The organism is Paraliobacillus sp. PM-2, assembly GCF_001368815.1.
Lineage (GTDB): Bacteria > Bacillota > Bacilli > Bacillales > Amphibacillaceae > Paraliobacillus.
In genome coordinates this window covers 1,782,538-1,796,063 of sequence record NZ_CTEI01000001.1, presented here as the reverse complement: position 1 = coordinate 1,796,063, position 13,526 = coordinate 1,782,538, and the positions used below count along the sequence as shown (strand labels likewise).

Sequence of the window (13,526 nt, the reverse complement as noted above, 5' to 3'; positions counted from 1 at the left end):
ATAAGAATTCCGTGTATGCATAACAAATGGGTTGGTCACAATTCTGTGACCGCCCATTCTCTGATAAAAGGTGATTCTTTATGCTAATTATTTTAATGATATTTTTAATTTTTTCTTCTATTACTCTCTTAATAATGAAGAGGAATAAAGAAACATTTTATTTATTTGGTTTATGTGTAAGTCTTGCAACGATGTTAACAGGTATTCTTATTTATATTGCGAAAAAAGGCGGAATTAGTAGAGATCTACAAAATTTTTTCTTTTTTACACATGAAATAAAAACAAATATACAATTTTTCTTTATTACATTAGATAATTTAGGAATGATTGTTGCAATTGGACGCTATTTATTTCCACTGTTTTTATTATTGTTAGCGATACACTATTCCAGAATCAAATATATACGGAAGAGTCGATTCATAAAAAAGTTACTATTTATTATGCCTATCATTTCACTCATTTTGTACTACCCCGCAGTATTTCGTTTTATCACTAGTGAAAGTCTTATTATGCAACAAATTCTTGTTACAAGTATGATGGTGTGGATTGTTATTTACATTATCATTTCCTTTATCCTGCTAGCCATAGAATTTAAAGCAACCAAAATTAAATTCTTACAGAAGAGGTTTATTTCCGTAATTGCTTTTGTATGCTCGCTAAGTCTATTATACCTTTTGTATTTCGGACAAGATCCTGCTCAAGTATATCAATTTTATTATGCAGAACGTACATGGGGCAATGGGATTTACTATATGAATGCAGTATTGTCTATTCCTGCTTATATTACGATTGTTCTTTTTAATATTGTATTTGCGATTATAGGTTTTACAAGTTTAGGGAGGTATACCTTTGAAATTTTAGAATCAAATCGGGAAGAGATAACGATACAACGAAAGTTTGAGGCAATTAGTTCTGGGGCGTCTATGTTTGTTCATGGGATAAAGAATCAATTACTTGCTAATAAAGTCATACTGAATCGAATTAATCGAATATATGATAGTGAGTCAGTGAATATGCAGCAAATAAAAGAATATCATGACACATTATCAAAACAGAATGAGAATATATTGAAACGTATGGACACGCTTTATAACTCTATTAAAACGAATGTCGTTCGTCTTAGTCCAGTAAAAATAAAAGATGTGATAAATATGTCACTAGATGCATTTCATCATAAATTTCCTGATAAAACGATAGAGCTAGCTATTAAAAAGGATATCACCGTGTTTGCAGATAAAACTCATCTGAGTGAGGCAATCTATAATTTATTGATTAATGCACAAGAGGCGATAAATGAAAACACGCTAGATGAGAATAAGCAGGGCGAATTGAAAGTGAGTTGCTATGAAGTGAGTTCTTATTCCATTGTGGAAGTAAAAGATAATGGAGTTGGGATTAGCAAATCAGAAATAAAAAAAATAGCTGAACCATTTTATTCAAATAAAAATTCCAATTATAACTGGGGAATGGGACTACAGTATGTTCGGATGGTTGCAAAAAAACATTTTGGAAGCTTGCGTTATGAAAGTGAGAAAGGGAAGGGAAGTACATTTTATATCCTTCTCCCAAAATAAAAGGAATATGAGTGATTGGTTATGAGTAGTAAACAAATAAAATTAATGATTGCTGATGATTTTCAATTACTTGTAGAAGAAATGGAGCACGTGATTAACAATGAGTCAGATATGGAAATTGTCGCAACGGCTAATAGTGGAAAAGAGATCGTCGAGTTGGCAAAACATATCGATTTTGATTTTATTTTGATGGATATTGAAATGGAAAATACAACAGCAGGTATTCAAGCAACAGAACGGATAAGAGCTTTTAATAGAGAAGCAAAAATTATTTTTTTAAGTGTTCATGAAACAAAGGAAATGATTTTGACAGCAATGGGAACTGGTGCGATTGATTATATCGTAAAGGGTAGTCCAAACGAGACGGTTTTAAAACATATACGAAGTGCCTACGAAGGAAAACCATTAATGGAAGCCAAAATTCAAGCGTTAGTCATGCAAGAATATAAAAGGTTACAACAGTCAGAAAAAAGCTTTTTATATTTTGTGAATAGAATTCCTAATTTAACAAGAACGGAACGAGAATTAATTAGTTACTTACTCCAAAAAATGACTGTGCGTGAAATTGCTAAAGAAAGAGGCGTCGAAATTGTTACCATCAAATCACAGATAAATAGATTATTAAAGAAATTTGAAGTTTCTCGAACAAAGGAAATTGTAAAACAAATTAAAGAGTTAAATTTAACTCATTTATTCTAGATATTCAGTGGAGGGAGAATAAAGGATGAATAATGATTTTTACAACTATTCAGAAGATGAGCTTGTTTCAAATCCGAAAATCCCATTGATTGTAATGGAAGATAACGAGGAAGTATTTCAATCTATTGCAGAGGAAATGGTAGAAGAAATTGAGAGAAAAAACGAACAAAATGATCATACCGTTTTTATTGTTCCTGTTGGTCCAGTTGGGCAATATCCATATTTTGTAGACATCGTAAATCAAAGAAATGTAAGTTTGAAGAATGTTTGGTTTATTAATATGGATGAATATTTAACAGAAGACATGCAGCTGATTAATACGGAAGATCGACTAAGTTTTCGTCGATTTATGGAACAAGAAGTATATGCGAAGTTAAAGCACGAATTAATTATGCCAGAAGAACAACGAATTTTTCCCAATCCTTCAACGATTGAGAGAATACCTGATTTAATCGAATCATTAGGTGGTGTTGATATTGCATTTGGAGGAATTGGTATAAATGGGCATGTAGCTTTTAATGAACCCCAGTCAGCGCTTAGTGGGGATGAATTTTTACAACTAAAAACAAGGATTCAAAAAATATCACAGGAAACGAGAGCGGTTAACTCAATTGGGGATTTGCATGGCGCAATAGAGGAAATGCCAACGTTTTGTGTGACTGTTGGTATGTATGAAATCTTTCATGCAAGAAAGATACGTTTAGGATGTTTTCGAGATTGGCATCGAGCTGTTGTGCGTCGAGCTGCATATGGAGAAAAAGCGACAACATTTCCTGTAAGTTTATTACAAAAACATCATGATATTAATATCAAATTAACTAAGTTTGTAGCAAAACTTAAATAACTTTATAGATGGGAGATATAATGATGGATTTATATATTAGAAATGGAAAGGTTTATGTTGATCATGCTTTCAGAACAGCAAATATAGTAGTGGAAAACGGAAAAATAGCACAGATTACCAATGAAGCGTTAGATCCTAAAGAGGTAACCGTGTATGATGCGAAGGGAAATTATGTACTACCAGGATGTATAGATGTGCATACACATGGAGCGGTGAATGTAGACGTGAATGCTGCTAGTGTAGATGATTTAGAGAAATTAAGTGCGTTTCATGCTAGTCAAGGAACTACTTCATGGTTATGTTCTATTCTAACAGATACGAGAGAACAAACATTATGGGCAATTGAACAATATAATTTATTTAAAGCGCGTCATGGTCATCATACAAATTTAATTGGGATCCATTTGGAAGGCCCTTTTTTAGCACCTGCTTACAAAGGCTCTATGCCAGAGCACTTATTAACAGCGGTTAATATGGATTTACTAGAAGAGTATCAAAAGGCAGCTAATGGAGATGTGAGGTACATTACCATTGCTCCTGAAGTAGAAGGTGCTGTAGATAATATTGCAAGGATGAAAGCGTTAGGAATTACTGTATCACTAGGACATTCCGGTGCTGATTATGAAACATCTATGCAATCGATTGAAAATGGAGCGACATCCATTACACATACATTTAATGCCATGCAACTATTACATCAACATTATCCTGCAATTGCAGGTGCGGCGCTTGAATCAGATGCTTATTGTGAAGCGATTTGTGATGGCAGACATTTGCATCCAGGAATTGTTCGTTTATTACTAAAAGCAAAAGGTTTAGATAAAGTGGTGGCTATTACTGATTCTATTATGGCAACAGGTTTACCAGATGGGAAATACAAACTAGGTGTGAACGATATTGTGGTTGAAGATGGTGACGCAAGGCTTGCTGATCAGAATGTCCGTGCTGGTAGTACATTAACTAGTAATCAATCATTAAAAAATCTTATGAAATTTACCGGTAGACCATTGGAGGAGGTCATTAGACTTTGGACAGAGAACCCTGCCAAAATGCTTGGGATATTTGAAGATAAAGGATCAATTGAGGTCAACAAACTTGCTGATTTTGTCATATTAAATGAGGATTATGATGTAATAGATACGTTTGTAACTGGAAAACAATTGAATAAATAAGAAAGTGATTAAAAACGGAGGGATTTAAATGCCAGTAGTACCATTACGACCATTATTACAGGCAGCACATACACACGGCTATGCACAAGGAGCCTTTAACGTGAATGCTGTAGCCCAAGTAAAAGCAGCCATTGAAGTACATGAAATGCTGCGTTCACCAGCATTATTGCAAGGTGCAGATCTTGCTAACGGTTTTATGGGAGGGCGAGGAGATTTCTTGCACTCTACATTAGAAGATAAGCGAATAGGTGCTAAACGACTTGGTGATGCCGTTCGTAAGTATGGAGAAAACTCACCAATCCCAATTGCCCTACATTTGGATCATGGGAAAGATCTTGATTCTGTAAAAGCAGCCATTGATGGTGGTTTTACTTCGGTCATGATTGACGGTTCGCATTTACCTTATGAGGATAATGTGGAATTAACGAGAGAAGTTGTTAAGTATGCACACCCTAAGGGTGTAACGGTTGAAGGAGAATTGGGTGTTTTAGCAGGAGTAGAAGACCATGTCTTCTCGGAAACTTCCACATATACAAATCCATTGCAAGCCATTGATTTTATTCGGAAAACAGAAGTAGATTGTTTGGCAATCTCATATGGCACAATGCATGGACCGAATAAAGGGAAAGATGTAAAGCTAAGAAAAGAGATTGTAACTGCCATTCGTGAAATTCTAAATTATGAACGTATCTTTTGTGGAATTGTATCACATGGATCATCGTCTATCCCTAAATATATCGTAGATGAGATTAATGAATTAGGTGGAAGTGTGAGTAATACAGGAGGGATTTCTATTCCTCAAATTCAACAAGCTATACATGCTGGGATAAATAAAATTAATGTTGATTCTGATATACGTTTAGCTGTGACGAGAAACTTGCGAGAGTTTTTTGCTAATCATGAAGACAAGAAGAACAGTGACACAATTGGATCGATTTATAAATTATTGCAAGAGAATCCTTCACAAGTAGATCCAAGAGCATTTATCACACCAATTATGAAAACCGTTACAACGGGTGACATACCAAATGATGATGTAGAAGCCATTATAGCTGCTATAGAGAATGGTGTAAAAGAAATAGTCGGTACGTTAATTGTTCATTTTAATTCTGTTGGAAAAGCCCCTTTGGTAGAGAAGGTAACTTTGGAAGGGATGAAACGATTCTATTAAAAAGGATTTGAGTTATTAAAAATGACTAATTTTACTTTTCATTACAAGGATCCATTAATCGATAAACAAGAACTAGCAGAGAAGTTATGCCAGAACAAAATATACTTAGATAAAGCGATTCAAAATTTGAAGAGAAAAAAAGATAACCAATCTCTTTTACATCATGAAGATAATCTGGGTTGGCTATCTGTTGAAGAATGGGCAGGAAAGTGTGCCATTCAACATATGGAGAGATTATCTGCCGAGATTAGAGACGATGCAGATGTATTTGTGTTAATAGGTGTAGGTGGATCGAATCAAGCAGCACGAGCTGTAATTAAATCACTTCAACAAGATGGGTCACCGCAAATTTTATATCTAGGCAATAATATGTCACCTCATTATGTAAATAAAATGGTACAAAAGCTAAAGGGAAAGTCTGTGTATGTTAATGTAATTGCAAAAAATTTTGAAACGATAGAACCGGGTATTGGTTTTCGTATTTTAAGAGATTTTTTATATCAAAATTATGGTCAAGAGGCCAACAAACGAATTATTGTGACTGGTACAGAGGGAACGTGGCTACATCAATTAAGTAAACAACACGGTTATACGTTTCTTGCATTTCCAGAGAATATTGGCGGAAGATTTTCAGTTCTATCAAATGTAGGGTTATTTCCGATAGCTGTTGCTGGTATAGAAATAGAACGAATTATTGAAGGCGCTAAAGATATGCAACAACTATTGATCAAAGACACAACTGAATCGAATATAGCTTTATTGTATGCAACATGCCGTAATTTTCTATTCCAAAAGGGTTATGACATAGAGATGTTAGCAACTTTTGAACCACAGTTTGATTATTTTGCAAAGTGGTGGATTCAACTATTTGCAGAAAGTGAAGGAAAACAGGACAAAGGAATTTTTCCTGTCTCGGTAAGTTATTCAGAGGATTTACATTCTGTTGGTCAATATGTTCAGGACGGGAAGAAATTCATATTTGAAACTTTCCTTCATGTAGAAAAGCAGAATAGTAGTTATATATTGCAATCAGATCATGTAAAGGACCGATTTGATTACTTAAATGGAAAGGATTTATGGGATATTAATCAAAGTGTTTTTAACGCAACTGTGGATGCACATCAAGCTGGTGGAATTCCATGTTTGATCATTACTTTACCTGAGCTAAATGCATACTACTTTGGACAATTATTTTATTTTTTCATGTTCTCTTGTTATTTGTCAGGGCAAATTTTAGATATAAATCCGTTTAATCAACCAGGCGTGGAGGATTACAAAAAACAGATGTTTGACAATTTAGGGAAATCATCATCATAAGTCATTTGTTAGATTATTAAAGAAGCAGGAGGTGTAGCACGTTGAAGCGTAATCTATTAATTGTACATGGTGGCGGACCGACGGCTGTTTTAAATGCATCTTTATATGGCGTAATTACGGAAGCAAAAAAAAGTGATCAAATTGATAAAGTGTATGGAGCAATTGGGGGAACAGAGGCAATCCTAAATGAAAACTTTCTTGATTTAGCTGAGACCCCTGAAGAGGAATTAAAGCTTTTGCTTCAAACACCTGGTACAGCCATTGGATCATCCCGATTTGCAGTTGAACAAATACATTATGAGCAAATGAAAGACATTTTTAAACGAAACAATATTAAATATGTATTGTTCAATGGCGGGAATGGCACGATGGACACGTGCGGAAAAGTATATGAAGTATGTAAAAAAGAGGACATCTATACGGTTGGAATACCAAAAACGATAGACAATGATATAGCTATTATTGATCATGCGCCCGGTTATGGTAGTGCGGCAACTTTTATTGCAAATACAACAGCTGAAATCGGTAGTGATGTTAAGGCTTTACCAATCCATGTCACAATTATTGAGGCAATGGGGCGAAATGCAGGATGGATTACAGCGGCATCTGCTTTGGCGAAGAAAACGAAACAAGATGCTCCTCATTTAGTTTATTTACCAGAAAGACCATTTGATGAGGAGGAATTCTTAGTAGATGTGAAGAAACTTTATGATCAACTAGGTGGCGTTGTTGTGGTCGTAAGTGAAGGGTTAAAAGATAAGAATGGGGTCTCCATTGTTCCACCAATCTTTAAAACAGATCGAGCGGTTTATTATGGAGATGTCAGTGCACATTTGGCTAATCTAGTAATTAAAAAACTAGGAATCAAGGCAAGAAGTGAAAAACCAGGATTAATAGGAAGAACATCGATGGCACATCAATCAGAAGTAGATCGACAAGAGGCAATTCAGGTTGGCAGAGAGGCAGTTCAAGCGGCATTAGCTGGTCATTCAGGTGTGATGGTTGGTATTCATAGAATATCCAACGATCCGTACAGCATGGAGACATCATTCGTGCCAATTAGTGAAGTCATGCTGCATGAGAAGAAATTACCTAGCCATTTTATCAATGAGCGGGGAAATCATGTCACACAATCGTTTATTGATTGGTGCAGTCCATTAATTGGAAAAAGCATTCCTGACTTTATTAATTTCAAAGAAAAAATATAGTTCTAACAATATAAGAAGGAAAGGGTTATACGATGAAGAAAATTTATGTAAACCTAAAACGGTTTGATATTCCTAGCACATTTGGAGGTGTGAATCGTATTGCCAACCCAGCACAATGGGGGGAATTTATTGTAAAGGAAACGCAAGACGCTCTACAAAAATATAAGAATGATCAAGTAGAGTTCATTATGTATCTGCCAGAGGCGCACATATTACCGGCTGTAAGTGTATTAAAAGACAATGCAAATTTACAAATTGGTAGTCAAAGCGTATATCGTGAGGATACAGCTGTTGGCGGAAATTTTGGAGCATTTACAACCAATCGAACAGCAAATGCGATGAAGTCTTTGGGAACAACAAGTACAATTATTGGTCACTGTGAGGAACGAAACGATAAGGCAGACATGTTAAATACGGCAAATGTAAAAGATGAAAAAGCTATTAATCTTATGTTGAATAAAGAAATAAAGGCAGCAAAAGCAGCCGGTTTATCTGTTCTTTATTGTATAGGAGAAAAGGAAGAAGAGCATGACAATTGGCAGTGTGTTTTAAAGAATCAATTAAACGAAGGGCTAAGAGATTTAGAACATGAGAATATCACTATAGCTTATGAACCAGTATGGGCAATCGGTCCAGGGAAAACACCACCAGGAAAAGCGTATATTCAAAAGGTAGCTACCTTTATTAAAGAAGAAACGGATAATTTACCAGTTATCTATGGTGGAGGATTAAAGGAAGACAATGCAGAGATGCTTGCTTCTATCCCAGAAATAGATGGCGGTTTAATAGCACTCACTCGATTCCAAGGTGAAATTGGTTTTTATCCAGATGAGTATTTAACTATTGTTCAAAAATATTTAGGCAATTAAAGTCATGTAAGAGGAAGGGGATTTTATGAAACTATCGTTTGAATATGGCCATGGGCTGATGGATGCAGAATTACCAGATGACACAGATGTATTTATACCAGGGGAAACGGTTCCTGATCCTCCCCATATACCAACAGATGAAATAGAAGCAAGAACATTAGAATCAATTCGAAATCCGATTGGAATGGAGCCACTTACAAACCTAGCAAAAAAGGGTTCAAAAGTAAGTATCATTTTCCCTGACCGAGTAAAAGGTGGAGAACATGAAACAGCACACCGAAAAGTTTCCATTAAACTTATTTTGAAGGAACTATATGATGTCGGTGTAGAAAAGAAAGACATCATTTTCATATGTTCAAATGGACTTCATCGAAAAAATACGGATAAGGAAATTAGAAATATTTTAGGTAAAGAGATTTTTCACGATTTTTGGTTTACCAATCAAATTATTAACCATGATAGTGAAGACTATGATCATTTAGTAGATTTAGGAATGACGGAAAGCGGAGATCCAGTATATATCAACAAATATGTTTATGACAGTGATGTAGCAATTTTGATTGGTCATACATTAGGAAATCCATACGGTGGTTATTCTGGAGGATATAAACATAGTGCAACAGGGATCAATCATTGGAAATCAATTGCAACGCATCATGTCCCAAAGGTAATGCATCGAAAAGACTTTGTACCTGTTACTACACATTCGTTAATGCGAACAAAGTTTGATGAGATTAGCATGCATATGGAAGAGAAGATGGGTAAGAAGTTCTTTTGTTGTGATGCGGTGCTAGATACAAAAGCGCGTCAAATTGAGATATTCAGTGGATATGCAAAAGAAATGCAACAATTATCTTGGAAAGCAGCAAATAAGCGCACATTTGTACCCTACGCAAAGGAAAAATATGACGTGCTTGTTTTTGGATTACCAAAATCCTTTCACTATGGTGATGGAATGGGTACGAATCCAATTATGATGATGCAAGCTATTTCAGCCCAAATCGTACGTCATCGCAGAGTGATGAGTGATAATTGTGTCATTATATGTTCAAGTATTTGTAATGGGGATTTCCATGATGAAATATGGCCATATACAAGAGAAATGTATGACATGTTTCAGAAAGACGGTATGCAGACATTGCCAGATATGAATCGTTATGGCGAATATTTTGCAACGGATGAAGCCTACATTCGTAAGTATCGGCATGCTTTTGCTTATCATCCATTCCATGGTTTTTCAATGATTTCTAGTGCGCATATTGCTGAGAAGAATGCTGCTGCTGTTTATGTAGTAGGGGCAGAACAACCAGGGTTTGCTCGAGGGATGGGACTGAAAACCCGTGCAACATTTGAAGAAGCTTTGGAAGATGCGAAACGAAAAATTGTTGGAAAAAATCCAAATATCCTAGCATTACCGAGGACGTTTAAAACAGCTTCTGTCCATTTGATGATGGAAGATGAAGTCTATAATGGTGAGGAAATACACCATCATGGGCATATGCATATGTAATTATGTGTTTTTTAAACGTAGTAATAGTTAAATCGTTTGATTCAAAATATTCCTGTACAAGGAAAATGGGGTGAAGAAATGCGTAGATTAGAGGAAAAAAATCAACAATTAGGGACTATTTTAAACAATATGGGACGCGTGATGGTTGCTTTTTCTGGAGGGGTAGACAGCACTGTTGTATTAAAGAGAGCCAAAGAAGAATTGGGAGACAATGTGCTAGCAGTTATTGTTAACTCCGAATTGTTCCGTGATTCTGAGTTTGATGCAGCAGTTGCTTTAGCAGAAAAAATTGGTGTGCAAGTTTATCAAACAGAAATAAAGGAATTAGAACATCCCGAGATTGTAAAAAACATTCCGGATAGCTGGTATTATAGCAAAAAACTACTTTATTCACATTTAAACCAGCTTGCAAAAGAGATGAATTATCCATACGTTCTAGATGGTATGATCATGGATGATGAAGAAGATTTTCGTCCTGGTTTAACAGCTAGAACGGAAGAAGAGATTCGTAGTGTATTACAAGAGGCAGAGATGTATAAATCAGATGTGCGTAAGCTTGCAAAAGAGTTGAATCTGCCTGTTTGGAATAAGATAGCATCCTGTAGTTTGGCTTCTCGTTTTCCATATGGAATTGAACTAAATGAAATGTTGATAAAACAAGTAGATGATGCGGAAGTTTATTTAAAAGAGCTAGGCTTTGATGAAGTGCGTGTACGCTATCATGACAATGTAGCTCGGATTGAAGTTGCTCGTGAAAAAATGGTGGAACTATTAGGAAGACGAGAAGAAATACAAAATAAACTGATCCACTTAGGCTTTGATTATGTTTCTGTTGATCTTCGTGGCTATCGCACAGGTAGTATGAATGAAGTTTTGCCCGAATCGTCTACAAAATCGAAACTAGCAGCACAAGCATAAAAGTGAAAGAACAATAAGACAGCAGTTTTAGATTTTTAAGTAAATGAAAACTGCTGTCTTATGATACTGTTGATGAAACAAAGCGGATATTCCGAAAATGTTAAAGATAAAGGAGTATAACCAATGAAAATTCTTTATTTAGATTGTTTTTCAGGAATTAGTGGAGATATGACTATAGGTGCACTATTAGACGCAGGTGGAGATTTTGAACATTTAGTAGCAGAATTAAAAAAATTACATATTGAAGGAGAATATCAACTAAATATACAAAAAGTCGTAAAGAATGGGATAGCTAGTACAAAATTTGATGTACTGTTAGAAGAAAATACGGTTGATTTACATCATCATACACATGAAACAGACTTGGAGACACATACTGATCATCAACATACACATGAACATATTCACTCCCATTCTCATGGACACGCACATCATCATCGCGCTTATTCAGATATTGTCAAGCTTATTAAAGAATCTGACTTATCGGATAAGGTGAAAAATGTTTCATTACAAATGTTTGAGATTATCGGGAAAGCAGAAGGAAAGATCCATGGCAAACCTTTAGAAGAGGTACATTTTCATGAGGTAGGGGCTGTGGATTCGATTATTGATATCGTTGGAACAGCTATTTTAGTAGAGCAGTTGGCAGTCGATGTAGTAAAATCATCCCCTGTTCCGACTGGTTCCGGCCACATTCATATTGATCATGGCATATATCCCGTTCCAGCCCCAGCAACTTTAGAGGTTTTACGCAACATTCCGATTGCTCAAAGTAATCGAAACGCTGAATTGACAACACCTACTGGTGCAGCAATTGTCGCCGTTCTAGCATCTGATTACTGTACTTTACCTTCGATGAAAGTTGAACAAATTGGATATGGTGCTGGTACCAAGACATTCCCTAACCATCCAAATGTATTACGGATTGTAATTGGTGAACTTTGAGTTGGTAATCTAAGTCGGATAACGTATTAAAGATGGAAATGCCCCAAATTGTAGGGAGTGATGAAGCATGGAAGAGATATTAAGGCGTGTTCAAGAGGGAACATTAAGTGTAGAAGAGGCAAAACAAAAATTAGCTACATATGAAGATCTAGGTTATGCAAAAGTAGATCATCATCGAAAAAAACGTCAAGGTTTTCCGGAAATAATCTACGGTGAAGGTAAAACTGTTGAACATATTATATCCATAATGGAAGCAATTCAAGCGAAAAATAATGATGTACTTATTACAAGGATAAATAAAAGAAAAGCGAATGAGATTCTTAAATTTCACCCTGAGCTAACCTATCAAGAAATTGCTCGTATTCTGTATTGGAAAGCAGATACAATTAGACAAAAACACGCTGGTTATATTGCGGTTGTATGTGCTGGTACATCCGATTTACCTGTAGCGGAAGAAGCAGCTGTTACGGCTGAATTGCTTGGAAGTAATGTTCGTCGTTTTTATGATGTCGGAGTCGCTGGAATTCATCGCTTACTGGACCAAGCAAAAGAGATACAAGAAGCAACGACTTCCATCGTGGTGGCGGGAATGGAAGGTGCATTGCCAAGCGTTGTTGGTGGTCTGGTATCTCATCCAGTTATAGCTGTACCAACTAGTGTTGGTTATGGTGCTAATTTTCAAGGTTTATCAGCATTATTAACTATGCTGAACTCATGTGCAAGTGGAATTAGTGTTGTCAATATTGATAACGGCTTTGGTGGAGCGTATAGTGCTGTTTTAATTGATTCACTTTCCCAAACTCATAATAAGGAGGTTAACTATTTTGTCAATCCAACATCCTCCGAATGAGGAGCATATCGACGAGCAGATGGTTAAGATGGAAGTGAATTTAGATGATATGTCTGGAGAATGGCTGGGTTTTGTGATGGATCGTTTATTAGAAGCCGGAGCAAATGATGTGTTTTATTCTCCTATCTATATGAAAAAGAATCGTCCTGGTATATTGCTACAGCTTTTGTGTTCTATCTCTTCAATGGACAAAATAAAGAATATTTTATTAGCAGAAACAACGACACTTGGTATTCGTTATTATCCATTGACAGTTCACCGGATGGAAAGAAAATTTATAACTTTAGAAACAGAATGGGGACCGGTAACAGTGAAGCAAGGGATGAAAGATGGCATCGTTTTTCAAAGTTCTCCAGAGTATGAAGAGTGCCGTGAAATAGCAACGAAACATGGCATTCCTTTAAAACAAGTCTACCACTATATATGGAAATTGTTATGAATTAAGTGGT

At 35.8% G+C, this 13,526-nt stretch carries 13 protein-coding genes; all 13 read left to right on the top strand.

The genetic code is table 11. The annotated features are described in order from the left end of the window. Positions 1–80: 80 nt before the first annotated feature. Positions 81–1,574 carry a sensor histidine kinase gene (locus tag BN1058_RS08305; protein ID WP_090855551.1) on the top strand — a complete coding sequence of 498 codons (1,494 nt, stop codon included), beginning with the start codon at positions 81–83 and terminating at the stop codon, positions 1,572–1,574. 21 nt (positions 1,575–1,595) lie between these two features. Continuing rightward, positions 1,596–2,273: a response regulator transcription factor gene (locus BN1058_RS08300; RefSeq protein WP_090855548.1), complete on the top strand. Its 678-nt coding sequence runs from the start codon at positions 1,596–1,598 to the stop codon at positions 2,271–2,273. 25 nt (positions 2,274–2,298) lie between these two features. Beyond that, positions 2,299–3,117 (top strand): sugar phosphate isomerase family, encoded by an 819-nt coding sequence (locus BN1058_RS08295; RefSeq protein WP_090855545.1) that lies wholly within the window; start codon positions 2,299–2,301, stop codon positions 3,115–3,117. Positions 3,118–3,140: 23 nt separating this feature from the next. After that, positions 3,141–4,289: an N-acetylglucosamine-6-phosphate deacetylase gene (nagA, locus tag BN1058_RS08290; protein ID WP_090855543.1), complete on the top strand. Its 1,149-nt coding sequence runs from the start codon at positions 3,141–3,143 to the stop codon at positions 4,287–4,289. Between the two features lie 28 nt (positions 4,290–4,317). Beyond that, a complete protein-coding gene (locus BN1058_RS08285; RefSeq protein ID WP_090855540.1) occupies positions 4,318–5,460 on the top strand; it encodes a class II fructose-bisphosphate aldolase in 1,143 nt (380 codons plus the stop codon). 21 nt (positions 5,461–5,481) lie between these two features. Then, complete coding sequence (locus BN1058_RS08280; RefSeq protein WP_090855537.1) at positions 5,482–6,777, top strand: glucose-6-phosphate isomerase; 1,296 nt, start codon at positions 5,482–5,484, stop codon at positions 6,775–6,777. 41 nt (positions 6,778–6,818) lie between these two features. Further along, entirely contained in the window at positions 6,819–7,985 is a 1,167-nt protein-coding gene (locus BN1058_RS08275; protein ID WP_090855534.1) for a diphosphate--fructose-6-phosphate 1-phosphotransferase, read from the top strand. 32 nt (positions 7,986–8,017) lie between these two features. After that, complete coding sequence (locus tag BN1058_RS08270; RefSeq protein ID WP_090855531.1) at positions 8,018–8,854, top strand: triose-phosphate isomerase family protein; 837 nt, start codon at positions 8,018–8,020, stop codon at positions 8,852–8,854. 25 nt (positions 8,855–8,879) lie between these two features. Continuing rightward, a complete protein-coding gene (locus BN1058_RS08265) occupies positions 8,880–10,364 on the top strand; it encodes a lactate racemase domain-containing protein (protein ID WP_090855525.1) in 1,485 nt (494 codons plus the stop codon). 78 nt (positions 10,365–10,442) lie between these two features. Further along, positions 10,443–11,282, top strand: coding sequence for an ATP-dependent sacrificial sulfur transferase LarE (gene larE, locus BN1058_RS08260; RefSeq protein ID WP_090855522.1), 840 nt, complete (start codon positions 10,443–10,445; stop codon positions 11,280–11,282). A 123-nt stretch (positions 11,283–11,405) separates the two neighbouring features. After that, entirely contained in the window at positions 11,406–12,227 is an 822-nt protein-coding gene (locus BN1058_RS08255; protein ID WP_090855519.1) for a nickel pincer cofactor biosynthesis protein LarC, read from the top strand. A 67-nt stretch (positions 12,228–12,294) separates the two neighbouring features. Next, positions 12,295–13,077: a nickel pincer cofactor biosynthesis protein LarB gene (larB, locus tag BN1058_RS08250; RefSeq protein ID WP_090855516.1), complete on the top strand. Its 783-nt coding sequence runs from the start codon at positions 12,295–12,297 to the stop codon at positions 13,075–13,077. Continuing rightward, entirely contained in the window at positions 13,052–13,516 is a 465-nt protein-coding gene (gene larC, locus BN1058_RS08245; RefSeq protein WP_090855513.1) for a nickel pincer cofactor biosynthesis protein LarC2, read from the top strand. The genes larB and larC overlap by 26 nt, the downstream gene beginning before the upstream one ends. The last annotated feature ends 10 nt before the right edge of the window (positions 13,517–13,526 follow it).

Excerpts from the sequence above, each read along its gene's own strand:
- BN1058_RS08305 (WP_090855551.1), top strand. The coding sequence starts at position 81 with ATGCTAATTATTTTAATGATATTTTTAATTTTTTCTTCTATTACTCTC.
- BN1058_RS08300 (WP_090855548.1), top strand. The coding sequence starts at position 1,596 with ATGAGTAGTAAACAAATAAAATTAATGATTGCTGATGATTTTCAATTA.
- BN1058_RS08295 (WP_090855545.1), top strand. The coding sequence starts at position 2,299 with ATGAATAATGATTTTTACAACTATTCAGAAGATGAGCTTGTTTCAAAT.
- nagA (WP_090855543.1), top strand. The coding sequence starts at position 3,141 with ATGGATTTATATATTAGAAATGGAAAGGTTTATGTTGATCATGCTTTC.
- BN1058_RS08285 (WP_090855540.1), top strand. The coding sequence starts at position 4,318 with ATGCCAGTAGTACCATTACGACCATTATTACAGGCAGCACATACACAC.
- BN1058_RS08280 (WP_090855537.1), top strand. The coding sequence starts at position 5,482 with ATGACTAATTTTACTTTTCATTACAAGGATCCATTAATCGATAAACAA.
- BN1058_RS08270 (WP_090855531.1), top strand. The coding sequence starts at position 8,018 with ATGAAGAAAATTTATGTAAACCTAAAACGGTTTGATATTCCTAGCACA.
- BN1058_RS08265 (WP_090855525.1), top strand. The coding sequence starts at position 8,880 with ATGAAACTATCGTTTGAATATGGCCATGGGCTGATGGATGCAGAATTA.
- larE (WP_090855522.1), top strand. The coding sequence starts at position 10,443 with ATGCGTAGATTAGAGGAAAAAAATCAACAATTAGGGACTATTTTAAAC.
- BN1058_RS08255 (WP_090855519.1), top strand. The coding sequence starts at position 11,406 with ATGAAAATTCTTTATTTAGATTGTTTTTCAGGAATTAGTGGAGATATG.
- larB (WP_090855516.1), top strand. The coding sequence starts at position 12,295 with ATGGAAGAGATATTAAGGCGTGTTCAAGAGGGAACATTAAGTGTAGAA.